This is a genomic window from Nocardia sp. NPDC046473 (assembly GCF_040645995.1).
GTDB lineage: Bacteria > Actinomycetota > Actinomycetes > Mycobacteriales > Mycobacteriaceae > Nocardia.
Genome location: NZ_JBEYZJ010000014.1, coordinates 259,833 through 283,181 on the forward strand (window position 1 = coordinate 259,833; position 23,349 = coordinate 283,181).

Below are 23,349 nucleotides of genomic sequence, written 5' to 3' on the forward strand. Positions count from 1 at the left end.
CCGAAGGCGACCTTCGCCCCGTCTCGGGGGATGAAGGTCGCCTTCGGTCGGTCTGTACCGGTGGTTACTTCCCGTCGTGCGCCCGAGCGCGGAGGGCGCGTTCGACGCCCGCCTTGCCCTCGATCACCAAGCGGCGCAAGGCCGGCGGGTGATCTCCGCCCAGGAACTTGTCGGCGCTGGCAACCGCGTCGTCACTGATGGCCCACCCCGGGTAGAGCCCGACGACCATGGTCTGCGCCACCTCGCTGGAGCGACGCTCCCACACGCTGGGCACCTCCGCGAAGTACCGATCGACATACGACGTCAACAGTTCGCACTGACCGGCCGGGGCGAAGCCCGCGATGATCGCGCGAGTGGTGATGTTGGAGATCGAGTCGTCGCCGACCACCTTGGCCCAGGCCTGTTCCTTCACCTCGGCCTGCGGACGGGCGGTCGCCGCGGTCGCGGCATGCCGCTTGCCCGCCGCCGTCGGATCCTTGGCCAGTTCCTGATCGATGAACGGAGTATCGATGCCGTCGGCGTCGATCTCGCCCGCCGCCGCCAGCGCGATCACGAGGCGCCAGCGCAGGTCGGTGTCGATCGCCAGGCCGCCGAGACCGACCTTGCCCGGGTCGCCGTCGAGCAGCTCGCGCAGCACCTCGGTGTGCCAGGCGGACAGCTTGGCGCCGGCGAGAGCGTTGACGAAGGCCAGCTGGTGGTCCGAGCCCGCCTCGGCCTCGCGGGCCAGCTCCAGCAGCCGGTCCGCGTACACGGTCCAGCCGGTGCTCGCCGCCCACTCCGGGTCGGCGTAGCTGCGCAGCGAGAGGTTCGCCTGCATCAGCAGTCGTTGCACCACACTGATTTCCGATTCCGCGCCGACGCCGCGCTGCACCAGCGCGAGGAAGTCGCGGGCCCGGAACTCGGCTTGGCGGGTCATCTCCCAGGCCGCCGACCAGGCGAGGGTGCGCGGCAGCGGCTCGGCGATATCGGCGATCCGGTTGACGAGCACGTCGAGCGAGTCGGCGTCCAGGCGCACCGAGCAGTAGGTCAGGTCGTCGTCGTTGATCAGCACGAACTTTCCGCGCGCGACACCGACCAGCTCGGCCACTTCGGTGCGCTCGGCGGCCTCGACGTCGAGCTCGACGCGCTTGGTGCGCACCAGCTTTCCGTCCTGGTCGTCGTACACGCCGATCGCGAGCCGATGCACACGACGCTCACCCGCGCCGGGCTCGGCACCACCCTGCACCACGGCGAACGAGGTGAACTTGCCCTCGTCGTCGACCGCGAAGTCCGGCCGCAGGGTGTTCAGCCCGGTGGTCTTGAGCCACTGCGTGCCCCAGCCGGAAAGGTCACGGCCGGAAGACTTTTCGAGCGCATTGAGCAGATCGTCGAAGGTCGCGTTGCCGTAGGCGTGATCGGCGAAGTAGGCCCGCAGACCGGCCAGGAACGGCTCCAGACCCACGTAGGCGACGAGCTGCTTGAGTACGCTCGCGCCCTTGGCGTAGGTGATGCCGTCGAAGTTCACCTCGACCGCGGCCAGGTCGGGGATGTCCGCCGCGATCGGGTGGGTGGACGGCAGCTGGTCCTGCTGGTACGCCCAGGACTTCTCCGCATTCGCGAAAGTGGTCCAGGCACTGGTGTATTCGGTCGCCTCGGCCTGGCACAGTACGGACGCGAAGGTCGCGAACGACTCGTTCAGCCACAGGTCGTCCCACCACTTCATGGTGACCAGGTCGCCGAACCACATGTGCGCCATCTCGTGCAGCACCGTCTCGGCGCGCCGCTCGTAGGACGCGCGGGTCACCTTGGACCGGAAGACGTAGTCCTCCAGGAAGGTCACCGCGCCCGCGTTCTCCATCGCGCCGGCGTTGAACTCCGGCACGAACAACTGGTCGTACTTGCCGAACGCGTACGGCACGCCGAAGTTGCTGTGGTAGAAGCCGAAGCCCTGCTTGGTCTCGGTGAACAGCCGCTCGGCGTCCATGTGCTCGGCCAGCGAAGCGCGGCAGTAGATGCCGAGCGGGATGCTGCCGTGCTCGTCGGTGTAGACGTCGGTCCACTGCGCGTACGGGCCCGCGATGAGCGCGACCAGGTAGGTGCTCATCTTCGGCGTGCTGCGGAAGACGTGCTTACCCGGTTCCGCCGCAAGGGTTTCCACGACTGCGCTATTGGAGATGACCTGCCAGTCGGGTGCGGCCGTCACGCTGATGTCGAACGTCGCCTTCAGGTCCGGCTGATCGAAGCAGGCGAACATCCGCTTGGCGTCGGCGGTTTCGAACTGGGAGTACAGGTAGACGGAGTCGTCGGTCGGGTCGACGAAGCGGTGCAGTCCCTCGCCGGTGTGCGAGTACTCGCAGTCGGCCTCGACGACCAGCTCGTTGGTCGCGGCCAGGTCGGGCAGCGCGATTCCGGTGGACTCGTCGTAGCCGGACACGTCGAGCGCGGTGCCGTTGAGCACCGCCGACCGCACGCCACGGGCCACCAGATCGATGAAGGTGCTCGCGCCCGGCGTCGCGGTGAAGGTGACCGTGCTGCGGGAAAAGAAGGTCTGCTCGCCCGGTTTGCCCGCACCGTCGGTCAGGTCGAGGTCGATGCGGTAGTTATCGACCGTCACTGTCGACGCGCGTTCGATCGCCTGGTCGCGAGTCAGGTTCGGTGCGGACATAGGGCTCCTTCGGGTTCGAAGAACTAGCTCGGGCGTTCCCCACGATGCCACCTGGGTAAGGTTGCCCGCGCGGGAGTTTTTTGAATTGAACACTGCCTGGTGGAACCAACCCTATCCATGATCGGAGCTGCGGAGTGAAGCATGTGCACGCCGGCAAGGTGCGCGACCTGTACGAGGACGGCGACACCCTGCTGCTCGTCGCGTCCGATCGGGTTTCGGTCTACGACGTGGTGCTGCCGACGCCGATCCCGGACAAGGGCGCGCTGCTGACCCAGCTGTCCAACTGGTGGTTCGACTACTTCACCGACGTGCCCAACCATGTGGTATCGGCCACCGACGTGCCCGCCGAGTTCGCCGGCCGCGGCATTCGGGTCAAGCCGCTGAAGATGGTGCAGGTCGAATGCATCGCCCGCGGCTACCTGGTCGGTTCGGGGCTGAAGGAGTACCAGCGGGAGGGCTCGGTGTCCGGTGTCGCGCTGCCGCCCGGCCTCCGCGAGGGCGACAAGCTGCCGGAGCCGATCTTCACGCCGACCACCAAGGCCGCCGAGGGCCACGACGAGCCCATCACGTTCGCCGACGTGGTGAACCAGGAGGGCCGCGAGGTCGCCGAACAGCTGCGCGACCTGACCCTGCACGTGTACGCTCGCGGCGCTGAACACGCCACCGAGCGCGGCGTGATCGTCGCCGACACCAAGGTCGAATTCGGCTGGGACGGCGACACTCTCACCCTCGGCGACGAGGTGCTCACCTCCGACTCGTCCCGCTTCTGGTTGGCCGCCGAATGGGAACCCGGCCGCCCGCAACGTTCTTTCGACAAGCAGTTCGTCCGCGACTGGTCCACCTCGACCGGGTGGAACAAGGAGTACCCGGGCCCGGAGATTCCGGCCGACATCGTCGAGGCCACCCGCCAGAAGTATCTGGAGGCCTACGAACTCATCACCGGCCGCGCCTGGACCGGTGTGCCGCAGTAGCGGTCAGGCCTGGCCGAGGTAGTCGTTCAGCCGATCCAGATACGGTCGCTGGCCCGCGCCGAGCTTGTCGTGCGCGGTAGCCAGGTCGAACCAGTCCGCCCGGTCGATCTCCGGGAAGCTGGCCATCCGTCCGGAGCGCGGCGGCCACTCCATCTCGAAGTGCCCCGGCACCACCTCGGCCGGATCGAGGTCGCCCTCGACGGCCCAGATGGTCAGCGTCTTCTTGCCCTTGCCGCTGCTGTATCGCACGTCGCCGAGCGGAATCCAGTCGCCGGGCGGCACGAACAGTCCGAGCTCCTCGTGGAACTCGCGGCCGGCCGCCGCCCGCGCGTCCTCCAGCTCCGGCTCGTACTCGCCCTTCGGGATGGACCACGCGCCGTTGTCCTTGCGCGCGAAGAACGGGCCGCCCATGTGCCCGATCAGCACCTCGACGCCCGCGTCGCCGCGCCGAAACACCAAAACCCCCGCACTCGTCTTATCCGTCACCCCATGCAGTCTGCCCCACGGGCGAATAGGCGAGTGGCACGTGGCGGGCAAACGCCGGAGACAGTGCGACTCACCGATGCCGGAGCTGAGCGGCGCGGAGCGTGAGGTAGTGGTTTTCGGGCGCGCTGGGCGTGCGGCCTGCCGCGGTGGTGTAGCAGGTGATGGCCGCGTCGAAATCGCCTGCCATTTCATGTAAGTGGCCGCGGACGGCGTCGAGCCGGTGGTTGCCGGATAGTTGATCGTCCAGTGTCGCAGCGAGTTCGAGACCGGCCTCGGGTCCGTGCACCATCGCGATCGCGACGGCGCGGTTGAGCGTGACGATCGGGTTGTCCGAGAGCTTTTCGAGTAGGTCGTACAGCGCGAGGATCTTGGTCCAGTCGGTCTCCTCGGTGCTGGTCGCCTGCGCGTGCAGCACCGCGATGGCCGCTTGGATCTGGTAGGGCCCGGTAAGTCCTTGTGCGAGAGTGCTTGTCGTCAGCGTGACGCCTTCGGTGATCTGTTCGCGGTCCCACAGCGCCCGGTTCTGCTCGGCGAGCGGAATCAGCTCACCCCGCGCACCGGTGCGGGCCGTGCGCCGGGAATCGGTGAGCAGCATGAGCGCGAGCAACCCGGTGACCTCGGTGTCGTCGGGCAACATCCGATGTAGCGCGCGCGCAAGACGAATCGCTTCGGCGGACACATCCGGGCGTTGAAGATCCGGACCGGACGTACTCGTACTGCCTTCGTTGAAGATCAGATACAGCACGTGCAGCACGGTCCCGAGCCGAGCCCGCCGCTCTGCCGAATCCCGGGTCGCTTCGCTCCTGCCCGGCGGTGCATCGCCAGGCCGCGCGAACGGCCGATCGATCGTCGCCAGTTTCTTCTTGGCCCGCGTGATCCGTTGCGCCATGGTCGCTTCCGGCAGCAGGAAGGCGTGCGCGATCTCGGCCGTGGTCAGCCCGCCCACCGCCCGCAACGTGAGCGCGATGGCGCTGGCCGAGGACAATGCGGGATGGCAGCAGAGGAAGAACATGGCGAGCGTGTCGTCGTAGTCGACCGGTATGGCGTCGGGCACTTCGCGATCGAATGCCGTTGTCTCCCTGCGCCGCCGGGCCACCTCGCCGCGCACCGCGTCGGCCATCCGGCGCTGCGCCACCTGAATCAGCCAGCCGCGCGGGTTGTCCGGGAGACCGTCCACCGGCCACTGGGTCGCCGCCGCGAGCATCGCCTCCTGCAGCGCGTCCTCGGCGGTGTCGAAATCGCCGAACCGGCGCACCAACGCACCGAGGACCTGTGGCGCCAACTCGCGCAACAGGTCCTCGGCCCTCGCCGGGAGCGGTGTGTCGTCGGGCACCACTCGCCGGTTGGTCACTGGTCGCTGGCCGGGACGCTCATCACCGGCCGTACCTCGATGTATTCGCCGATCGGTTTACCGCCCGGCCCCGGTGCCGCCGAGGCTTGCCCGGCGATCTCGTAGGCCCGCTCCGGGCTTTCCACGTCGACGATCCAGTACCCGGCCAGGAACTCTTTCGTCTCCGGGAACGGTCCGTCGGTCACCACCGGCGCCGAGCGGCCGTCGGAACTGACAACGCGGGCCTCGGTCGGGCCGGTGAGCCCCTGCGCGTCTACCAGCTCACCCGACTTGGCCAACTGCTCGCCGAGGGCGCGCTGGAAGTCTATGTGCGCCTGGATCTCCTGCGGGGACCATTCGTTGATCGGTGTGTCGCAGAAGGCGGGCGTCCGATAGGTCTTCATCAGCATGTATTTCATCGGTTCTCTTTTCCGGCTACCGGTCGGCGCGCCTGTGTGACGCTCTCACGGTGAGGTCGGAACCAAGCGTGCCGTTTCGACACATCACCTCGGCTCTCGAAGTGACCTGTGTCACAGCGGTTTCGAGGTGTCCGCCAGCGCCTCGGGATCGACGGGTTCGCCGGCCAGGATCAGTTCCTTGATCCGGTCGGTCACGTCCCACACGTTCACGTTCATGCCTGCCAGCACCCGGTTGTCCGCGTCGAGCCAGAACGCGACGAACTCGCGTTTCGCCACATCGCCGCGGGTCACCACGCGCGCGTAGTCGCCGGGTGCCGCGTAGCCGGTGTACTCCATGCCCAGGTCGTACTGGTCGGTGAAGAAGTAGGGCAGCCGGTCGTAGCTGGCCTGCTTGCCGAGCATGGTCGCGGCCGCAACCGCGGGCTGGTTGAGCGCGTTTGCCCAGTGCTCCACCCGAATTCGGCGCTCGAGCACCGGATGCTGCTGCGCGGCGATGTCGCCGACGGCGACGATGTCCGGGTTGCTGGTGGCCAGGTGCTCGTCGACGAGCACCCCGCCGTCGACGTCGAGCCCGGCCTCGGTGGCCAGCTCGACGTTCGGCCGGGCGCCGACCGCGACCAGCACCGCCTCGGCCTCGATGACGCTGCCGTCGGCGAGTTTCACCCCGGTCGCCAGCCTGGTCCCGATGCCTTCGGTCGTGGTGATCTCGGTGACCTGCGCGCCGAGGCGTAGGTCGACGCCGTTCGACCGATGTAGCTCGGCGAACACCTCGCCCATCTCCTGCCCGAGCGAAGCGAGCAACGGGTGTTCGGCGTTCTCGACGATGGTCACCGAGAGGTCCGCGGCCCTGGCCGCCGCCGCGACCTCCAGGCCGATCCAGCCCGCCCCGATGATCACGATGCTTTGCGCCGCGCTCGCGAAGTACTCGATCAAGGTGTCGGAGTCCTCGATATTGCGCAGCGTGTACACGTTGGGTGCGTCGGCGCCGGGGATGGACAGGGTGCGCGGGGTCGACCCGGTGGCCAGCGCCAGCTTGTCGTAGGGCAGCGTGGAGCCGTCCGGCAGCGAGATCGTCTTCGCGGCCGGATCGAGGTTTTCGACGGTCGTGCCGACCCGGACCTTGACGTTGTGGTCGCGGTACCACTGCCGGGGGTGGGTGGTGAATTCGGTCAGTTGCTTCTTGCCCGCCAGATGTTCCTTGGACAGCGGTGGTCGCTCGTAGGGCAGCCATTCCTCCGCGCCGATCAGCGTCACCGATCCGGGAAAGTCATTGGCGCGCAAGGCTTCCGCCAGCTTTGCCGCGGCGAGTCCGCCGCCGACGATGACGAAACGCTGATCAGAACTCATCTGGACTCCTTGTCGAGAGGGAACCGGGACTCCTGCCGCTAGACCCTACTGGGACAGGCCTCGGCATCTCCGGAAAACGGCGGCACCGGATGGGAACGAATCGGTCGTCGCGGTGGTTGGTTCCCTATAGCGGCGGGGCTCAGCGCCGCCCGTCGAGCATGCGATTCGAGAGGACCCGTCGTGAGTGAGAAGAGCTCCGCGAAAGATGTTGCCGATTTCTGGTTCGATCCGCTGTGCCCCTGGTGTTGGATCACCTCCCGCTGGATTCTCGAGGTCGAGCAGGTGCGCGACATCGAGGCGCGCTTCCATGTGATGAGCCTGTCGGTGCTGAACGAGGACAAAGAGGGCCTGCCCGACCAGTACAAGGAACTGCTGGACACCGGCTGGGGCCCGGTCCGCGTCGCCATCGCCGCCGCGCAGGAGCACGGCGACAAGGTGCTGCTGCCGCTCTACACCGCGATGGGCACCCGCATCCACAACCGCCGCGAAGAGTACAAGCGGGACTCGCGCAAGGAGTCCCTCGCCGCGGTGATCGCCGATTCGCTCGCCGAGGTCGGCCTGCCGGCCGAGCTGGCCAAGGCCGCCGAGAGCACCGACTACGACGAGGCGCTGCGCAAGAGCCACCACGCGGGCATGGACAAGGTCGGCCCCGATGTCGGCACGCCGACGATCCACATCAACGGCACCGCGTTCTTCGGTCCGGTGCTGTCCCGGATCCCGCGCGGCGAGCAGGCGGGCAAACTGTGGGACGCGTCGGTCACGCTGGCCGACTACCCGCACTTCTTCGAGCTCAAGCGCACTCGCACCGAAGATCCCGAGTTCGACTGACCGCCGGCGAGTGCCGCGGGCTCGACCCGCGGCACTCGGTGCTTGCTAAAAGGCGGTTTTCGGCGGCAACGCCGGAGTCTGGTAGCTAACCGGGTAGCCGCCCTGCGGCGGCATCGCGCCCGCGGGCGGTGCGGGCCGCAACCACAGCTTGCCGTGCCTGCTCCGGTCGCGCAGCGCCCACATCCGCCAGGTCAGCACCGGGTGCGACGACATCGCGTTGACCACCCAGATGAACAGGCCCTTCTCCATCGCCGCCCGGTCGGCCATCTCGTCGAAGCCGACCAGCGTGTTCAGGTACTTGCCCGCCGCCAGCGTGCCCATCGCCGCGGGCGCACCCGTGTGCCGATTGCAGTAGCCGTGGTTGTCGGCGGTGTACTCCTGCGCGCGGATCAGCGAGTTGCCGATGAACGGCAGGAACGGGACGAGGAACATGCCGAGCTGGCGCCAGTACGAGGCGTGACCCGCCGCGATGTGCCCGACCTCGTGGCCGATGATGAACGCCAGCGCATCGGGTTCCCTTGCGGCGCCGCCGATCTCGAACAGGTCGCTGTAGACTACGACGAAGCGGCGGAACCCGTGCCCGCTGGCGAACGCGTTGATCTGGCCGTTGCCGAGCACCACGTAGGCGTCGGGCACCTTGGCCATGCCGAACCGCGCGGCCGCCTCGACCACCATCCGGTGCCCCTCCGGAAACTGGGTCGGCGACATCTTGACGCCGTTCACCCGCTGGGTCGAATAGAGCACGCCGCGACCGAGCCAGATGAGGATCGGCGCGAACACCAGCAACAGCACGTACTGGTCGACATTGCCCGTCGCCAGCAGCAGCACCGCGATCGCGTACGCGAGGACGGTCAGCAGGACGACCACGATGAGCATCGGGATCTCCCAGCTGTGCCTGGCGGGCAGCCCGAACGGTGACAGCCCACGCGGCTGCTGCTGCGGTGGCAGCGGCGGCGGGACGGGAGCGCCAGGGTAGGCGCCGTACTGCGGGGGAGCGGGGTAGGGCGGCGGCGCGCCGTAGGGCTGCGGGGAGCCGTAGGACGCATCCTGGGGCTGTGCCCACCCGGCCGAGGCATACGGGTCGACGTGCTGGCCCGTCTGATGGGGCTGGGGTTCGTGCGGCTGCATGAAATGAACTCTATTCAGTTGCTGGAAGCGGATGCGGCTCCTCGGCCACGTCCACAGCGACGCTGTGGCTCAGGACACTCGCGAGGTATCTCTCGATTCGCGATAGCAGCCGTCGGTGTTAATCGGGCCGTGTGCCCCTTCGTCACGAGCCGGAAACGGGCCTGACAGAATGCCAGCCATGCGCGTATACCTCGGTGCCGACCATGCCGGTTTCGAACTCAAGAATCACGTCAAGGACCATCTGGAAAAGGCGGGCCACGAGGTGGTCGACTGCGGCGCCCTGGAGTACGACGCGCTCGACGACTACCCGGCCTTCTGCATCGAGGCGGCCCGCCGCACCGTCGCCGACCCTGGCTCGCTCGGGCTGGTCTTCGGCGGCAGCGGCAACGGTGAGCAGATCGCCGCGAACAAGGTGCCCGGCGCGCGTTGCGCGCTGACCTGGAGCGTGGAGACCGCCCAGCTGGCCCGGCAGCACAACAACGCTCAGCTGGCAGGCATCGGCGGCCGCATGCACTCCACCGAGGAGGCGCTGGCCATCGTCGACGCGTTCGTCAGCACCGAATGGTCGGGCGAGGACCGGCACCAGCGGCGCATCGACATCCTCGCCGAGTACGAGAAGTCCGGTGTCGCCCCGGCGGTTCCGGCTTACTGAGCTGTAACCGTCTGTGCCTGAGGGGCATACGCTGCACCGTCTCGCGAGGCTGCATCAGCAGCGCCTCGCGGGCGGTGTGGTGCGCGTCTCCAGCCCGCAGGGCAAGTTCGCGGCGGGCGCTGCCCGCGTCGACGGACACCTGCTGACGCGCGCCGAGGCATGGGGCAAACACCTACTGCACCACTACGACTCGGGTCTGATCGTGCACGTGCACCTCGGCCTGTACGGGAAGTTCACCGAATCCGAGCTGCCGATGGGGGAGCCGGTCGGGCAGGTGCGGATGCGGATGCTCGGCGCGCCGGACGGACAGCCCGGCTTCGGCACCGACCTGCGCGGGCCGACCGCCTGCGAAGTCCTGCGCGCCCCTGAGGTTTCCGCGCTCACCGATCGACTCGGTCCCGATCCGCTACGCCGCGGCGCCGACCCCGACCGGGCCTGGCAGCGCATGCGACGCTCGCGCAGAGCGATCGGCGCTTTGCTGATGGACCAGCAGGTGATCGCCGGCGTCGGCAACGTCTATCGTGCGGAACTGCTGTTCCGGCATCATATTTCGCCGCACCGGCCCGGCACCGCGCTGTCCGCCGACGAGTGGGCCGCGATGTGGGTCGACCTGGTCGCGTTGATGAAGGTCGGCGTCCGGGTCGGCAAAATGGTCGTGGTCCGCCCCGAGGACGACCACGGCGAACCGTCCTACGCCGCCGACCGCCCCCGCACCTACGTCTACCGCCGCCAGGGCGCGCCCTGCCGCATCTGCGGCACCCCGATCGCCCACGCGGTCATGGAGGCCCGAAACCTCTTCTGGTGCCCCACCTGTCAGCCGGGCTGAACCCACTCCGGCTCGTCCGAAGTCATGTCCAGCGTTCCCGACTCGTCCAACCACGGGTCACGGCGGCCCGGAATCTCTTCCGGGCTCGCCAGCCGGACTATCTCCTCAACCCGCGACGGCCTCATCGATCGCGGGCTCGTCGGCCAGCGCGAACCGTCGCCCGCCCGCCGTCTTCGCCGAGTACATCGCGCGGTCGGCCCGGCGCAGCAGATCGCTGAAATCGCAGGAGCTTCCGGGCGGGCTGAAGGCGGTGCCGACGCTCGCCGACACCGGTACCGGCCCGGCCGTCGACCACACCGGGTCGCGCAGCGCCGACACGATCCGACTGGCGAGATCGCCGAGGGTGTTCTGCGGCGGGTTGACGGCGAGCACGAATTCGTCGCCGCCGTACCGGCAGATCACCGTGTCCGGCGCGCACACCTCGCGCAGGCGGTTGGCCAATTCGACCAGTACCTCGTCGCCGATCGCGTGCCCGTAGCCGTCGTTGATCTGCTTGAACCGGTCCAGGTCGATCAGCAGCAGCCCGACGCCGCGGTTCGGGTCGGTCGCCATCAGCCGGACGCGGTCCTGCAGCAGGGTGCGGTTGGCCAGGTCGGTGAGTGCGTCGTGGGTCGCCTCGTGCCGGAGTCGATGTTGCAGCGCCGCGATCTCCTGCACGCGCAGCGACACTTTGGCCGACAGGTTCTGCTCCTGCTGCGCCAGTGCACGCTCCTGCAGCGCCTGGGCATAGCTGTCGATGGCCTGACTGGCGACGAACGGCCAGCGGGTGGCGACGAGCGAACCGGGCGCACCGGACGGGAAGCCGAGCAGCCACCGTGAGGCCTGCGCCAGCATCCGGATCCGGTCGAACGGCGCCTCGGACAGCCTGGCGCCGAGCAGCCGTGCTTGCGGCACCGGGAACGGCTCGGACCTGGCGAGCGTGAGCAGTTGCTCGACGATCTCGATGAGTACCGGTTCCAGGTGTTGGGGCGCCGCGCCGGAACCCGGCTCGGCGCACACCGCGCGGGCCCAGGCGCGGGCCATCGCGGCGACAGGGGGCTCGATATCGATCGACATCGAACTCACCCTGCGCAGGTGGCGTCGGTACCCAGAGGCCCTGTGCTGACACAGGTGCCGACGTCACCCCGATCGTTCGCACTGCTACGCGGTTGTGTCCACCTCGCTCGGCGCACGCTCACCGCCCCCTTTCCAGATACCCCCGTCCGGCAAAAAGGATCCTAGCAAGCCACCCGGCATCAAAAAACGCTGTTTTGCAACGTGTTCTCGATGCCTCGCGAATGGCGATCGGATATGAGATCGCTGGAATCGCGTCGGCGTTACACCCGGATTTCGTTCGCTGAGAAGTCGCGCCGAGACGCGCTGGCGACACGCTGTAGCGTCGCGCCATGCGGGTCCCCTCGGCCACTCGCCACGCCTCGACGCGATGTGGCCGTGCGGTCGGCCCGCTGGGCCGCCTGCCCGGTCGCGGCGCCGAAGTAGCGGTGTGAGTAGCCGAGGGTCTGCGGGTCTTCTGCCCAGTGGTGGTGTGGAGCCGGATTTTCCTGCCACAAGCACACCCGGCGGTCGGTAGCACGGAGCAATTTCCTGCTAGTGCGATTTCGGCGAGTCGTGATGTCCCCATGGGTGGCATCCTCTCCGCGACCGGTCGGGCGTGACTGGTGGCCACCCCGTGGGCCACGGCTCCCCCCGACAGGAGTCGTCACGCGTCCCATATGCTCCCCGCTTCCGGTCCGACACGCCCGAGTTTCAAGGAAGAGATCCCTCTTAATTTCATTAAGTTCTGCACCGCGCGCCACGCCCTGACCGGGGCGACTGGCGTGCGAGACTCACCATAGGGCGTCGCGCCGACGACCGAACACACGCCTGCGCTATCCCCGTGCGCGGGGGGCTGATTGGCATTTGCGAAGCAGGGTTCGGTACAGTCGGGACGCACGCGACATCGTGGCGATCCCATCGATGTCGTTTGCCTGCGGGTGTAGTTCAATGGTAGAACCTCAGCCTTCCAAGCTGATGGTGCGGGTTCGATTCCCGTCACCCGCTCCACACGGAATTCAGCCTCGGCGGCGGCCGATAACCGCCGCGAGGGACAACGGGGTGTAGCGCAGCTTGGTAGCGCATCCGCTTTGGGAGCGGAGGGTCGCAGGTTCAAATCCTGTCACCCCGACAACGAATTGAGCGTTTCCGGCGCTGGTCCAGGACCCTTTGGGTGCTACGGCCAGCGCCGATTTCGTTTTGCAGCCCCCTCTTCCGCGCTCGCTGGTGTGATCGTTGCCACATTCCTCCGCTGTCACGGTCGTCGTTCGGGCGGTGTCTTCGAGATGTCGGGTCGGGCTGGACGGAGGTGGTGGCGGTGACACACGTGGTGGTTGTCGGTGCGGGTTACGCGGGGGTTATGGCTGCGAATCGGCTTGCCGCCGTTGGACAGTCGGACGTGCGCGTGACGGTGGTCAATCCTCGGCCGGAGTTCGTGGAGCGGATTCGGTTGCACGAGCATGCGGCGGGTGGGGCGAGCGCGGTGCAGGAGCGAAGGGGGCTACTGCACCGCGACGTCCGCCTGCGGGTGGCGACGGTGGATGAGATCGCTGCGCGTTCGGTTCGGCTCGATGACGGTGCCGCACTCGATTTCGACTATCTGCTGTACGCGGTGGGCAGTACGGCCGCCCAAGGCCCGCCCGGGGCCGAATACGCGTGCAGTATCGCCGACCTGGCCGGCGCCGACTCGTTGCGCGGGCAACTGCCTCGATTGTCGGCGGGGGCGCGGGTCGTGGTGATCGGTGGCGGCCTGACGGGGATCGAAACCGCCGCCGAAATCGCCTACCGATACCCGTCATTGGTGGTCGAGCTGGTTTCGCAGTCGGTCGCCGGGTGGCTGCCGGAGTCGAGCCGGGCGAGTATCGAAGGCAAGCTCGCGAAAGCCGGTGTGCGGCTGCGTACCGGTGTGCGGGTCACCGGAATCCGGCCCGATGGCGTCGTGACCGACACCGGCCTGCTGCCCAGCGATTGCACGGTATGGGCCGGCTCGTTCGGCGTGCCGGACCTGGCGTTGCGCAGCGGCCTACCGGTGGCTGCGGACGGCAGGTTGCGCACCGACGATACGTTGGTGTGTGTTGATCATGGACGGATCGTCGGCGTCGGGGACGCCGTCGCACCACCTCGACATGTGGGGGAGCACTTGCGGATGAGTTGTCAGGCCGCGATACCGATGGGCGCACATGGCGCCGATACGGTGCTCGCGTTGATCAGGGGAGAACGCCCGGAACCGCTGTCACTCGGCCTGGCCGGTCAGGCGATCAGCCTCGGACGACGTGACGGATTCATTCAGGCCACGCACCGCGACGACAGTGCTCGCGGGTTCGTCCTGTCCGGGCGGGTGGCCGCCGTGGTCAAGGAACGGGTGTGCCGCTTCACCGTCGCCTCGATGCGGTTCTCGCGCGCTTACCGGTGGCTGCCAGGCCCGACTCCGACAGTGCCCGAGCCGAACTCGATCGCGGTCCGATGACCGAGCCCAGCGTGTTCGACCAGTTCCGGCCGCTGCTGTTCACCATCGCCTACGAGATTCTCGGCAGCGCCGCCGACGCCGAGGATGTGTTGCAGGACAGCTACCTTCGCTGGCGCGACATCGACGAGGACGAGGTCGAGCATCCGCGCGCCTACCTCGTGCAGATCGTTACGCGACAGGCGCTCAACCAGTTACGGTCCGCGCGCCGCCGCCGCGAGGACTACGTGGGCAACTGGCTGCCCGAACCGATCCGCACCGAACACGACGCCAGCCACGATGTGCTGCTGGCCGAATCGGTGTCGATGGCGATGCTGCTCGTGCTGGAGACCCTCGGTCCGACCGAGCGGGCCGTGTTCGTGCTGTCCGAGGTGTTCGGCCACAGCCTCGTCGAGATCGCCGAGATGATCGGCAAGAGCGATGCGACCGTGCGCCAGATCGCGCACCGGGCCCGCGAACACGTGCAGGCCCGCCGCAAACGCTTCCAGCCCGACGCCGAGACCAATCGTGCGGTGATCGGCCGCTTCCTGGTGGCCGCACGCACCGGCGAGGTGCAAAACCTGATGGACGTACTCGCACCCGACGTCGTCCAGATCTCGGACGGCGGCGGCCGCGTCATCGTCGCGGGCCGCCCGGTCACCGGTGCCGCGCCGGTCGCCAAGTTCATCATCGGGCTCGCCCAGAACAGCATGGCGGACATGGCCGTTGAGTTCGGCAGCTTCAACGCGCTGCCCGCGCTCCTGTTCCGGTCCGATGCGGACGGGAGTCTCGATACCGTCCTGATGATCGAAATCGACGGGGAGCGCATCACCGGCCTGTACGCGGTGCGCAATCCGGAAAAGCTGCAATCCGCCGACGTGCTGCGCCCCCTCGACCGGCCCCGGGGCCTCTGATGAAAACCGTTACCGTGCAACGTGTTATCGCATACCGCGGAAGTGATCGAGACCACAGCCGTCCGGATGTCACGATCGCGGATCGAGCGGTGTCTCCGAGGATGACCGGATCTTCCCAACGTGAAGGAGCATCGTCATGAAGGCCATCCTCGTGTGCACCTCGGTATCCCATGGCAACACGAAACGAATCGCCGACATCATGGGCCATGTCCTCTCGGCCCGAGTCGTCACCCCCGACCAGATCGATCCGGCCGAACTCGCCGACTACGACCTGGTCGGCTTCGGCTCGGGAATCTTCTTGGGCGCCTTCCACGCTCAGCTGCGCGAGTTCGTCGAGTCTCTCCCGCAGGAACCGCGACGCAAGGCCTTCGTCTTCGCCACCAGCGGTTTTCCCGAGGCGCGTTTCCAACGCTTCTCCCGCCCACTGGTAAAGCTGCTGGAGCAGAAGGGTTTCGAGGTCACCGGCACCTTCTCCTGCCGCGCATTCGACACCTTCGCCCCGTTCAAGCCGGTCGGCGGCATCAAGAAGAACCGCCCCAACGGCGCCGACCTCGCGGCCGCCCGCAGCTTCGCCGAACGCCTCCGAGCCCATATCGCCGCCTGAACTCAGTCGGTGATCGCCTCGTACGCGGCCATCAGGATGCTGAGGGACCGGTCGTAACCCGCGTCCCACAGCACCTGATTCATCACATACGACACCGTCATTCGACGGTCGAAGTCGACGAGCACCAGCGACCCACCCCACCCGCCCCATGAGCAGGTGCGATTCTCCAGGCGGTAGCCGAGCCCCCAGCGAATCGATTGGTGCAGAATCCGGTCGACCCCGCGGAACTGCTCCTCGAAGACGCGCTCACACCCTGCCGGCGACAGCAACCGAACCCCGCCGACGGTGCCGCCACACGCCAGCACAGACTGCACCAGGCCGACGGAGCGGGCATTCCCATGCCCGTTGATCGCGGGTATCTCGGCCCGCCGCCAAGCCGCAGTATTGGCATCGGACACCCCGACCTCGAACCCCTCAGGCTTATCTCCCTCGGGCGCGGCGATCAGCCTCGCCACCCGTTGATCGTGCTCGGCAGCCAGCCCGATATGAAAGTCCGCGCCCAGCGGCCCGGCCACTTCCTCGGCAAAAAACCTGCCAACACTGCGCCCACTCACCCGCGCGATAACCTCACCGACCAGATAACCGAACGTGATCGAGTGATACCCGCCCGCACTGCCGGGCTCCCACAGCGGCGTCTGCGCGGCCAGCCGACCCGTGACCGCCGACCACGAATACAACTCAGCCGCCGTAACCGGCGCATCCCAAACCGGCAGCCCCGCAGTATGACCCAGCAGGTGCCTTATCCGCGCATCCTGTTTCCCCGCAGCCGCAAACTCCGGCCAATACTCGGAAACCGGCGCATCCAAATCGAGCTCACCCCGATCAGCCAAGATCAACGCACACAACGCCACCATCGTCTTACTCGTAGACCAGACATTGACGATCGTGTCCCGCTCCCACGCGACCGTGCGTTCAGCGTCGACATACCCACCCCAAATATCAACCACCGCTTCACCATCGACAAACACCGCCGCCGAGGCACCTACATCGTCGCTATCCAACGAGACCGCCAAAGCCTCCGCAACTGCACTGAACCGACCATCGCACCGGCCGTGGATCTCCGCCATCTGCGCAACCTAGCCCGCCCCGAAACCCCCGAGCCACTCCTTTTCAGGGGGATCGACAACCCCTCCAGGTCACGTTCCTGGACCGGCGTCGATCCCATGGACGCCGCTCCTTTGTAGTCGACCGATCAAGGGGGAACCGGTGCAGGCGTCGCCCGAGAGCGCGCCGACACCAGTTCCCCGTGATCGCTTGTCCAGCTGCGCATTACCAATTGTGTTGGCCTTCGACGGCGGGCACTCTCGCATCGTGATTGGTGTGCAGGTGGTGCGTTCGGATGATTGGCAACTTTGGCGAGAATTGCGGCTCGCCGCGCTTGCGGACGCTCCGCATGCGTTCTCGTCGCAGCTCGCGGATTGGCAGGGCGATGGTGATCGGGAGGGGCGTTGGCGCGCTCGGTTGAGCATCCCGGGGTCGTGCAATGTGATTGCTGTGCTCGATGGGCGACCGGTTGGGATGGTGAGCGGTTTTCCCGGCCCGCGGCACGGCGTTGCTGAGCTCGGAACTCTGTGGGTCAGTCGGCTGGTGCGGGGCCGGGGCGTCGGCGATCGTCTGGTGCAAGCGGTCGAGCAATGGGCGATCCAGGTAGGTGTCGAAGTTCTACTGCTCATGGTCTCGCCCGACAACCAACCCGCTGTTGCGCTATACCGGCGCAACGGTTTCGACGACGCCGGATGCTCGGGTGGCCCCGGGCGCCAGTACAGGATGGCAAAGGTGTTGCGACCCAGCTGAGCCGACCAGCCGCACGCTGCTGGTCAACCGATCATGGGGAACTGGTGCAGGTATCGCCCGAGAGCGCGCCGACATCATTTCCTCGTGATCGCTTGTCCAGGTTTTGAACTCGAACTTGTCGGCAGCGTCGACCAGAGCTGTGGTCGGCGTCGCGCTCTTCGTGCCCGCGTCGCACACCTTCCCGCTGGAGACCGCGTGCGGTTGGTCGGTCGACCGTCCACTCCGTATTCGAGGCTGCGGCGCGGCAGGATGGAAGAGGCGGCTATTCGGAGTCCAGTTGGGATTCGGACAGGTAGCTGTCGACCGGCTGGCCTTGCTCGTCTTCCAAGGTCACCTTGTACCAAGGGCTGGCGCGGACGGACGGGTTGAGGCTGAGGTCGTTGGCGTCGTGCGCTGTGGAGTGTTCTCTGTCGACAGCGACTACGACACCGTGGTGACCCATGGATACGTGGCGGACTCGATCGCCGATCGCGAATTTGGGTTCCGTCATGATTCACGCACCTTTCCGATACAGATCACTGTATCTGGCTTGCGTGCAACGACATTGATCAAGTGGTACCGAGCGAGCGGCAACGAAGATCCGAGCGACACCTGCCGCGGGTGCTGACAACCCCTCCGCTGAGCATAGCAAACTGGTCGGTTTCTTACATGTGGGCAGGGTTTACCGGCTCGGCATGCGCGGCATCACTGAGCCGACAGTGCCATACAGTACAATCGTACTAAGTACGCTTGTACTGTTTACGAGAAGGGTTTCGTATGTGGGATCCGAAGAAGTATCTGGACTTCGCTGATCACCGGGCACGCCCGTTCTTCGAACTGATCGGCCGGATCGATGCCGAAAAACCGCGCCGCGTAGTGGATTTGGGCTGCGGGCCGGGCAATCTCACCGGCGTGCTCGCCGAACGTTGGCCGGACGCGCAATTGGACGCGCTCGATTCCTCGCTGGAGATGGTCCAGGATGCGCAGGAGCGCGGAATCAACGCCCGAGTGCTCGACGTCAACGACTGGACGCCGGACGCCGAGACCGACGTCGTCGTCAGTAACGCTGTCCTGCAATGGGTTCCGAATCACCTGACGCTGCTCGCGGACTGGCTCGACGCGCTGCCGCCGGGCGCCTGGTTCGCCATGCAGGTGCCGGGCAACTTCGACGCACCGTCGCATCGCGAGATCCGCGCGCTGGCCACCGAGGCGCGCTGGCAGGCTCGGCTGGCCGAGATCGCACTGCGCAGTGCCGACGCGGTGTCCAGTCCCGCCGAGTACGCAACGGTTCTCGCGGTCGACGACGTCGAGGTCGACGTGTGGGAGACCACCTACCTGCAGCGGCTCTCCGGCCCGGATCCTGTGCTGGAGTGGGTATCCGGCACCGCGCTGCGCCCGATTCGCGCCGCCCTGGACGACGAAGACTGGCGCGAATTCCGCACCGAGCTGGCGCCTCGCCTGCAGATGGCCTACCCGGCCAAATCCGACGGCAGCACCTGGTTCCCGTTCCGTCGAATCTTCGCGGTGGCGCACAAGCCTTCGGCCTGAGGCGAATTCGAGCGACCCAATACCGGTTGCGATAAGTATACGTACGACCGTATTGTCTCCACCATGGTGGATGTGAGACAACCCGTCGGTACGAGTCCGGCCGTCGTGCCGTGGACCGCAGTGTCGGTCGTCATGATCGGCATGTTCATGGCGATCCTCGACTCCTACATCGTGGTGGTCGCGGGCCCGGCGATCCGCGCGGACCTCGGCGCCTCCGAGGGGCAACTCCAGTGGATCCTGGCCGGTTACCAGTTGAGCTACGCGGTACTGATGATCACCGGCGGCCGCTTCGCGGACATGTATGGGCGCAAGCACATCTTCATCCTCGGCGCGGCCGTGTTCACGCTGTCCTCGATCGGGTGCGCCGCCGCGCAGGATCCCGGCATGTTGATCGCGGCGCGCGTCGTGCAGGGACTCGGTGCCGCACTGATGGTTCCGCAGGTCTTCGCGATGATCGCGGTGCTGGTGCCCGAGCGCGGCAGGCATCGGGTATTCGGTGTACTCGGCGTGGTGATCGGCCTGGCGACCATCGGCGGTCAGCTCATCGGCGGATTGCTGATCGGCGCCGATCTGTTCGGTTCGCAGTGGCGCGGGGTGTTCTGGGTGAATGTGCCCATCGGCCTGGTAACGATCTTGCTCGCCGCAAAATATGTGCCGGAGTCACGCGCGGCGGGGGCACGGAAGCTGGACGTGCCCGGTGTACTCGCGCTGAGTGCCGCGCTGGTGCTGCTCACCTTCCCGCTCATTCAGGGCCGCGAGGCCGGGTGGCCATGGTGGACGTGGGCCTGCTTCGCGGCAAGCGCGGCCACGTTCGGGGTGTTCGTCGCGATCGAACGAGGGGTCGATCGTGCGGGTGGCGACCCACTGGTGCACCTGGCGCTGTTCGCGCAGCGCTCGTTCGCAGTGGGCATCGTCCTCGTCCTGTGCGTGTACGCGTTCCTGACGTCTTACTATCTGGCACTGTCGATTTCGATGCAGGAGGGACTCGGCCTGTCCGCGCTGGGCGCGGGCTTGGTGTACGCGCCCGCCGCGACAACATTCTTCGTCTTCAGCATGGTCGCCAGTCGGCTCATGCCGAAATACGGTCGGCGCGTACTGGAAGTCGGCTCGATCGTGGTGGCGACCGGCTATCTGACGACCGCCGTAGTGCTGCTGTATGGACCGGAACTCACTCCGGCACTGGTGATTCCGACGCTGATGCTGCAGAGCGTCGGCGGCGGATTGCTCATCACCCCGCTGCTCAGCACGGTGCTGTCCGGCATCAGCCCGGACTCCGTCGGCACCGCGTCGGGCGCGCTGTCGACCGCGCAACAGGTGGGTGGCGCGCTCGGCGTCGCGGTGATCGGCGCGGTTTTCTTCGCCTCGTTCCATCCCGGCACGGACGGCGGCGCCGCGGCGGGACACGCCTTTGCGATGTCTTCTATCGCAACCTGCCTGCTCGCGATCGCCGTGTCGGTACTGGTGTTCCGGCTGCCCGCGGTCAGGGTGAAATAAGGAAACTCTCGACGATGCGCCAGGCCCTGCGAATGGCCGCTTTGTCGTCGAGACGCAGCGCCGTGTTGGTCGCACAGAGCACGGCGTCGATCTGAAAGGCGGCGAGTTCCGCGTCGAGCTCGGCGATTTCACCCGCGGTCACCGCGTGCCGCAGTTCGCGCTCGAGGATGCGCACCCACGCCTGACGATCGCGGACCAGGGCATCGCGCACCGGCCCGGGCCTGCTGTCCTGCTCCGGCATGTTCGCCACCCAGAAGCAGCCGCCGGCGAACAGGGGACCCTCGATGTAGGCCAGCCAGTTCTCGATCAGCGCCCGCAGTCGAGCGACGCCGTGCGGTATGGGCCGGGCCGGTTCGACGACCGTGTCGACGAACAGGTCGCGTGCATAGTCGATGGCGGCCAGCTGCAGCGCTTCCTTGGTCTTGAACAGCGTCTGGATGCCCGCTTTGCTCAGTCCGGCATCGGTGGCGAGCCTGCCGAAGCTCAACCCCTCGAGGCCGTCCAGCGAGGCGATATCCGCCGCGTGCCTGAGCACCGTCTGCCGCGTCTTCGCGCCGCGGAGCAGCCGCTTGTCGGTGATCTCGGCGGGCTCGCGCCGGGCCAGAACCGAGGCGTCGGGTGCACTGTCCATACGGTCGATCGTACTCAGGCTGGCGAGAAACGGTCATCGGACCGTTCGTTTTGTGTTTGGATCGGCGCATGTCCTACGAGGCCGACCCGCGCGTCGACACTTATATCGACGCGCTGCCCGCCTGGCAGCAAGCAATCTGCCAGGAGGTGCGCGAGCTGGTGCACGCCGCCGATCCGGCGGTCGTCGAGACCATCAAGCGCACCGTGCAGCCGTACTTCGTGCTCGACGGCAACATCTGCGCCCTGCTCGCGGCGAAAACGCACGTCAACGTGTTCCTCTACGACGGAGCCATCGTGCCGGACCCCGACGGCATCATCACCGCGGGCCACGCCAACAAGACCGCGCGAACCGTCTCCGTCCGAGAAGGCGAAAAGGTTCCCGCCGCACCGCTTCTCGCGATGTTCGAGCAGATCATCGCGAACAACCGCGCCGGTGGCTGGCGCAAACTCGCGCGTTGACTCAGCCGACCGCGGCGTCGAGGGAATCCGACAGTTCGCCGGTGTCTTCCAGGCCGCGGGCAGCTCGCTGCGCGAGCATGGCCAGTATCGGCAGTCGCGCGTCACCCAGTGACATCGCATGGTTACCAAGGTGATTGGTGACAAACGCGACCGACAGACCGAGCCTGGGCATCGCGATGCCGCCCGAGCCGCCGATCCCGAAGTGCCCCAACGCCTGCTGCGTCAGCTTGGTGCCGACGATCCCGCGGTGATAGCCGAGGGCGAAATGCGGTGGGGCGCCGAGGACATAGTCGAACCTGCTGCCCGGCGGCATTTCGGCGATCAATCGGGTGGTCTCCGGCCGCAGCAGGCGCCGACGGCCGATCATGCCGTCGTTGGCGATCGCGCCGTACATCTTCGCCAGCGACCGAGCCGTGAAAACGCCGTTCCAGCCGGGCATCATCGTGTCGTAGGGCTGGTCGCCGAGCGTCATATCGGCCCACCCGTCGTACACCGCGCTGCGCGCCGAGTGCACCGCCTTCATCGAGGCGAACGGCGCGATCATCCGATCGAACGGCACCCGCGCGACGCCGAGCCGCGGCGAGAGCTTGGCCAGCCGATGGCGCTGATGCTGCGGGACGCCGAAATAGAAGTCGTTGTCACCCAACGGTTCCGCCAGTTCGGCGCGAACCAGCTCGGTGAACGTGCGCCCGGTCGCCCGCTGCGCGATCTCCGCGACGATCGTGCCGAAGGTGAGCCCGTGATACCCGGACGCGCGCAGCCGCATCGGATCCGGCGCGGAGGCGGCGATGGCAGCGGCCAGGGCGTCGTGGTCGAGCAGATCCGCCGGGTCGTCGAGCAGTCCTCGGGTGCGCTGCAATCCGGCGCGATGGTTCAGCACGTCGCGAACGGTGATGTCTGCCTTGCCATTCGCCGCGAACTCCGGCCAGTAGGTCACCACCGGCGCGTCGTAATCGAGGACACCGCGCTCGGCCAGCCGGTGCACGACCGTCGCCGCGACGCCCTTGCCGGTCGAATACGACAGCGCCATCGTGTCGGCATGCCACCGCCGGTCGTTGTCCGCCCAGCCCGCCCAGATGTCCAGCACGGGCGCGCCGTTCAGGTAGACCGCAAGCGCACCACCGCCCTGTCGCTTGCGCCGGAACAGCCCGAAGAACTTCGCGGCCACCACGGTGAACCGGTCGTCGATGAGCATGTACCCCGCACTGGGCGCGCTGTCCGAACTCGCTAACGGCATGGTCAGACTCCTTTGTCCAGAACGCCGGACAAGCCGCCGCGGTAACACTTGCAAGCAGCTTGCTAACACCAACGGTAACGCGTATCAGTCGCCGCGTGCAATGGTCTGAGACAGTTGCCGTCCGAGCGGTTTGTGCTAGACCGCCGGCTTTGCCCAGGTCGCGGGACAATCTCTCGCGTGAACAACCCGGTTACCGCGCTCCTGTCCGCCTGATCGGACTGTTCGTGCGCGGTCGAGGTGCCCGGTGGCGGCGATAGCCGCACGGGTTCTGATGTCCCGCAACACACGCCCAGTAAATCTGAAGACCTATCCACGTCTTCCTGTGAGTAGTGTGGCGCGTTCCTGAGGTGGTCATCAGATTGCCCACCAGCGCTGTGCACAACAGCGGACGGTCACCGCCAGTTCCAGCGGTCGATCAAGCCCGCCAGCTGCTCCCTGAGCCGGTATCTCCAAGATCTGCACTCTGTCTCGGGATCGGCACTGGCTTTAGGGCCCTATTCCGAGTGCCGATCCCGAGACAGAGTGCAGATTCTGCCAGCATCGGTCTCGGGGGGGACGTGCCGTGCGAGGTGTACCTCGTTACA

Annotated in this window: 22 protein-coding genes and 2 tRNA genes; 13 read left to right on the forward strand and 11 right to left on the reverse strand. The window is 67.0% G+C overall.

Features of this window, described 5'->3' with window-relative positions; all coding sequences use genetic code 11:
• Positions 1–64: 64 nt before the first annotated feature.
• Complete coding sequence (gene pepN / locus ABZ942_RS41310; RefSeq protein WP_357391725.1) at positions 65–2,644, reverse strand: aminopeptidase N; 2,580 nt, start codon at positions 2,642–2,644, stop codon at positions 65–67.
• A 134-nt stretch (positions 2,645–2,778) separates the two neighbouring features.
• Between pepN and ABZ942_RS41315 the strand changes: the two genes are divergently transcribed.
• Complete coding sequence (locus ABZ942_RS41315) at positions 2,779–3,615, forward strand: phosphoribosylaminoimidazolesuccinocarboxamide synthase (RefSeq protein ID WP_357391726.1); 837 nt, start codon at positions 2,779–2,781, stop codon at positions 3,613–3,615.
• Positions 3,616–3,618: 3 nt separating this feature from the next.
• Here the strand turns inward: ABZ942_RS41315 and ABZ942_RS41320 are convergent, their stop codons facing one another.
• From ABZ942_RS41320 to ABZ942_RS41335, 4 genes are all read right to left on the reverse strand, one after another.
• On the reverse strand, positions 3,619–4,101 hold the full coding sequence (locus tag ABZ942_RS41320) for an NUDIX domain-containing protein (protein WP_357391727.1): 483 nt from the start codon (positions 4,099–4,101) through the stop codon (positions 3,619–3,621).
• 70 nt (positions 4,102–4,171) lie between these two features.
• Positions 4,172–5,452, reverse strand: a complete 1,281-nt coding sequence (locus ABZ942_RS41325) for a DUF6596 domain-containing protein (RefSeq protein ID WP_357391728.1) — start codon at positions 5,450–5,452, stop codon at positions 4,172–4,174.
• Positions 5,449–5,850: a YciI family protein gene (locus ABZ942_RS41330; protein WP_357391729.1), complete on the reverse strand. Its 402-nt coding sequence runs from the start codon at positions 5,848–5,850 to the stop codon at positions 5,449–5,451. Before ABZ942_RS41330 ends, ABZ942_RS41325 begins: the two co-directional genes overlap by 4 nt.
• A gap of 111 nt (positions 5,851–5,961) precedes the next feature.
• Positions 5,962–7,197: an FAD-dependent oxidoreductase gene (locus ABZ942_RS41335; protein WP_357391730.1), complete on the reverse strand. Its 1,236-nt coding sequence runs from the start codon at positions 7,195–7,197 to the stop codon at positions 5,962–5,964.
• A gap of 180 nt (positions 7,198–7,377) precedes the next feature.
• On the opposite strand from ABZ942_RS41335, the gene ABZ942_RS41340 reads away from it, so the two are divergent.
• Complete coding sequence (locus ABZ942_RS41340; protein WP_357391731.1) at positions 7,378–8,025, forward strand: disulfide bond formation protein DsbA; 648 nt, start codon at positions 7,378–7,380, stop codon at positions 8,023–8,025.
• Positions 8,026–8,070: 45 nt separating this feature from the next.
• On the opposite strand, the gene ABZ942_RS41345 is transcribed toward ABZ942_RS41340, so the two are convergent.
• Complete coding sequence (locus tag ABZ942_RS41345; RefSeq protein WP_357391732.1) at positions 8,071–9,153, reverse strand: M48 family metallopeptidase; 1,083 nt, start codon at positions 9,151–9,153, stop codon at positions 8,071–8,073.
• Positions 9,154–9,331: 178 nt separating this feature from the next.
• On the opposite strand from ABZ942_RS41345, the gene ABZ942_RS41350 reads away from it, so the two are divergent.
• Complete coding sequence (locus ABZ942_RS41350; RefSeq protein WP_357391733.1) at positions 9,332–9,805, forward strand: ribose-5-phosphate isomerase; 474 nt, start codon at positions 9,332–9,334, stop codon at positions 9,803–9,805.
• Positions 9,806–9,818: 13 nt separating this feature from the next.
• Positions 9,819–10,631 carry a DNA-formamidopyrimidine glycosylase family protein gene (locus ABZ942_RS41355; protein WP_357391734.1) on the forward strand — a complete coding sequence of 271 codons (813 nt, stop codon included), beginning with the start codon at positions 9,819–9,821 and terminating at the stop codon, positions 10,629–10,631.
• A gap of 105 nt (positions 10,632–10,736) precedes the next feature.
• On the opposite strand, the gene ABZ942_RS41360 is transcribed toward ABZ942_RS41355, so the two are convergent.
• A complete protein-coding gene (locus ABZ942_RS41360; RefSeq protein ID WP_357391735.1) occupies positions 10,737–11,687 on the reverse strand; it encodes a GGDEF domain-containing protein in 951 nt (316 codons plus the stop codon).
• Between the two features lie 913 nt (positions 11,688–12,600).
• Between ABZ942_RS41360 and ABZ942_RS41365 the strand changes: the two genes are divergently transcribed.
• The 5 genes from ABZ942_RS41365 (at position 12,601) to ABZ942_RS41385 (ending at position 15,624) form a co-directional block, all read left to right on the forward strand.
• Positions 12,601–12,674 (forward strand) — tRNA-Gly (locus ABZ942_RS41365).
• 47 nt (positions 12,675–12,721) lie between these two features.
• A tRNA-Pro gene (locus ABZ942_RS41370) sits at positions 12,722–12,795 on the forward strand.
• Between the two features lie 186 nt (positions 12,796–12,981).
• Positions 12,982–14,130 (forward strand): FAD-dependent oxidoreductase, encoded by a 1,149-nt coding sequence (locus ABZ942_RS41375; RefSeq protein WP_357391736.1) that lies wholly within the window; start codon positions 12,982–12,984, stop codon positions 14,128–14,130.
• Positions 14,127–15,020 carry an RNA polymerase sigma-70 factor gene (locus ABZ942_RS41380; RefSeq protein ID WP_357391737.1) on the forward strand — a complete coding sequence of 298 codons (894 nt, stop codon included), beginning with the start codon at positions 14,127–14,129 and terminating at the stop codon, positions 15,018–15,020. The genes ABZ942_RS41375 and ABZ942_RS41380 overlap by 4 nt, the downstream gene beginning before the upstream one ends.
• A gap of 136 nt (positions 15,021–15,156) precedes the next feature.
• Positions 15,157–15,624, forward strand: coding sequence for a flavodoxin family protein (locus ABZ942_RS41385; protein ID WP_357391738.1), 468 nt, complete (start codon positions 15,157–15,159; stop codon positions 15,622–15,624).
• Between the two features lie 2 nt (positions 15,625–15,626).
• Here the strand turns inward: ABZ942_RS41385 and ABZ942_RS41390 are convergent, their stop codons facing one another.
• Positions 15,627–16,691, reverse strand: a complete 1,065-nt coding sequence (locus tag ABZ942_RS41390) for a serine hydrolase domain-containing protein (protein ID WP_357391739.1) — start codon at positions 16,689–16,691, stop codon at positions 15,627–15,629.
• A gap of 211 nt (positions 16,692–16,902) precedes the next feature.
• On the opposite strand from ABZ942_RS41390, the gene ABZ942_RS41395 reads away from it, so the two are divergent.
• Positions 16,903–17,418 (forward strand): GNAT family N-acetyltransferase, encoded by a 516-nt coding sequence (locus ABZ942_RS41395; RefSeq protein WP_357391740.1) that lies wholly within the window; start codon positions 16,903–16,905, stop codon positions 17,416–17,418.
• A 262-nt stretch (positions 17,419–17,680) separates the two neighbouring features.
• Here ABZ942_RS41395 and hspQ read toward each other — a convergent pair whose 3' ends face one another.
• The gene (gene hspQ, locus ABZ942_RS41400) at positions 17,681–17,908 is read right to left on the reverse strand and encodes a heat shock protein HspQ (protein WP_357391741.1); all 228 of its coding nucleotides are present in this window, start codon (positions 17,906–17,908) and stop codon (positions 17,681–17,683) included.
• A gap of 266 nt (positions 17,909–18,174) precedes the next feature.
• Between hspQ and ABZ942_RS41405 the strand changes: the two genes are divergently transcribed.
• Both ABZ942_RS41405 and ABZ942_RS41410 read left to right on the forward strand, forming a co-directional pair.
• Positions 18,175–18,945, forward strand: coding sequence for a trans-aconitate 2-methyltransferase (locus ABZ942_RS41405; protein ID WP_357391742.1), 771 nt, complete (start codon positions 18,175–18,177; stop codon positions 18,943–18,945).
• Positions 18,946–19,008: 63 nt separating this feature from the next.
• Entirely contained in the window at positions 19,009–20,439 is a 1,431-nt protein-coding gene (locus tag ABZ942_RS41410) for an MFS transporter (RefSeq protein WP_357391743.1), read from the forward strand.
• Here ABZ942_RS41410 and ABZ942_RS41415 read toward each other — a convergent pair.
• Positions 20,426–21,070: a TetR/AcrR family transcriptional regulator gene (locus ABZ942_RS41415; RefSeq protein ID WP_357391744.1), complete on the reverse strand. Its 645-nt coding sequence runs from the start codon at positions 21,068–21,070 to the stop codon at positions 20,426–20,428. The genes ABZ942_RS41410 and ABZ942_RS41415 overlap by 14 nt on opposite strands.
• Positions 21,071–21,138: 68 nt before the next feature.
• Here ABZ942_RS41415 and ABZ942_RS41420 point away from each other — a divergent pair, with 68 nt between their 5' ends.
• Entirely contained in the window at positions 21,139–21,528 is a 390-nt protein-coding gene (locus ABZ942_RS41420; protein ID WP_357391745.1) for a DUF1801 domain-containing protein, read from the forward strand.
• Position 21,529: 1 nt separating this feature from the next.
• On the opposite strand, the gene ABZ942_RS41425 is transcribed toward ABZ942_RS41420, so the two are convergent.
• The gene (locus ABZ942_RS41425) at positions 21,530–22,765 is read right to left on the reverse strand and encodes a serine hydrolase domain-containing protein (protein ID WP_357391746.1); all 1,236 of its coding nucleotides are present in this window, start codon (positions 22,763–22,765) and stop codon (positions 21,530–21,532) included.
• Between the last annotated feature and the right edge of the window lie 584 nt (positions 22,766–23,349).

Excerpts from the sequence above, each read along its gene's own strand:
- pepN (WP_357391725.1), bottom strand. The coding sequence starts at position 2,644 with ATGTCCGCACCGAACCTGACTCGCGACCAGGCGATCGAACGCGCGTCG.
- ABZ942_RS41330 (WP_357391729.1), bottom strand. The coding sequence starts at position 5,850 with ATGAAATACATGCTGATGAAGACCTATCGGACGCCCGCCTTCTGCGAC.
- ABZ942_RS41335 (WP_357391730.1), bottom strand. The coding sequence starts at position 7,197 with ATGAGTTCTGATCAGCGTTTCGTCATCGTCGGCGGCGGACTCGCCGCG.
- ABZ942_RS41345 (WP_357391732.1), bottom strand. The coding sequence starts at position 9,153 with ATGCAGCCGCACGAACCCCAGCCCCATCAGACGGGCCAGCACGTCGAC.
- ABZ942_RS41350 (WP_357391733.1), top strand. The coding sequence starts at position 9,332 with ATGCGCGTATACCTCGGTGCCGACCATGCCGGTTTCGAACTCAAGAAT.
- ABZ942_RS41360 (WP_357391735.1), bottom strand. The coding sequence starts at position 11,687 with ATGTCGATCGATATCGAGCCCCCTGTCGCCGCGATGGCCCGCGCCTGG.
- ABZ942_RS41380 (WP_357391737.1), top strand. The coding sequence starts at position 14,127 with ATGACCGAGCCCAGCGTGTTCGACCAGTTCCGGCCGCTGCTGTTCACC.
- ABZ942_RS41385 (WP_357391738.1), top strand. The coding sequence starts at position 15,157 with ATGAAGGCCATCCTCGTGTGCACCTCGGTATCCCATGGCAACACGAAA.
- ABZ942_RS41390 (WP_357391739.1), bottom strand. The coding sequence starts at position 16,691 with ATGGCGGAGATCCACGGCCGGTGCGATGGTCGGTTCAGTGCAGTTGCG.
- hspQ (WP_357391741.1), bottom strand. The coding sequence starts at position 17,908 with ATGACGGAACCCAAATTCGCGATCGGCGATCGAGTCCGCCACGTATCC.
- ABZ942_RS41405 (WP_357391742.1), top strand. The coding sequence starts at position 18,175 with ATGTGGGATCCGAAGAAGTATCTGGACTTCGCTGATCACCGGGCACGC.
- ABZ942_RS41410 (WP_357391743.1), top strand. The coding sequence starts at position 19,009 with ATGGTGGATGTGAGACAACCCGTCGGTACGAGTCCGGCCGTCGTGCCG.
- ABZ942_RS41415 (WP_357391744.1), bottom strand. The coding sequence starts at position 21,070 with ATGGACAGTGCACCCGACGCCTCGGTTCTGGCCCGGCGCGAGCCCGCC.
- ABZ942_RS41420 (WP_357391745.1), top strand. The coding sequence starts at position 21,139 with ATGTCCTACGAGGCCGACCCGCGCGTCGACACTTATATCGACGCGCTG.
- ABZ942_RS41425 (WP_357391746.1), bottom strand. The coding sequence starts at position 22,765 with ATGCCGTTAGCGAGTTCGGACAGCGCGCCCAGTGCGGGGTACATGCTC.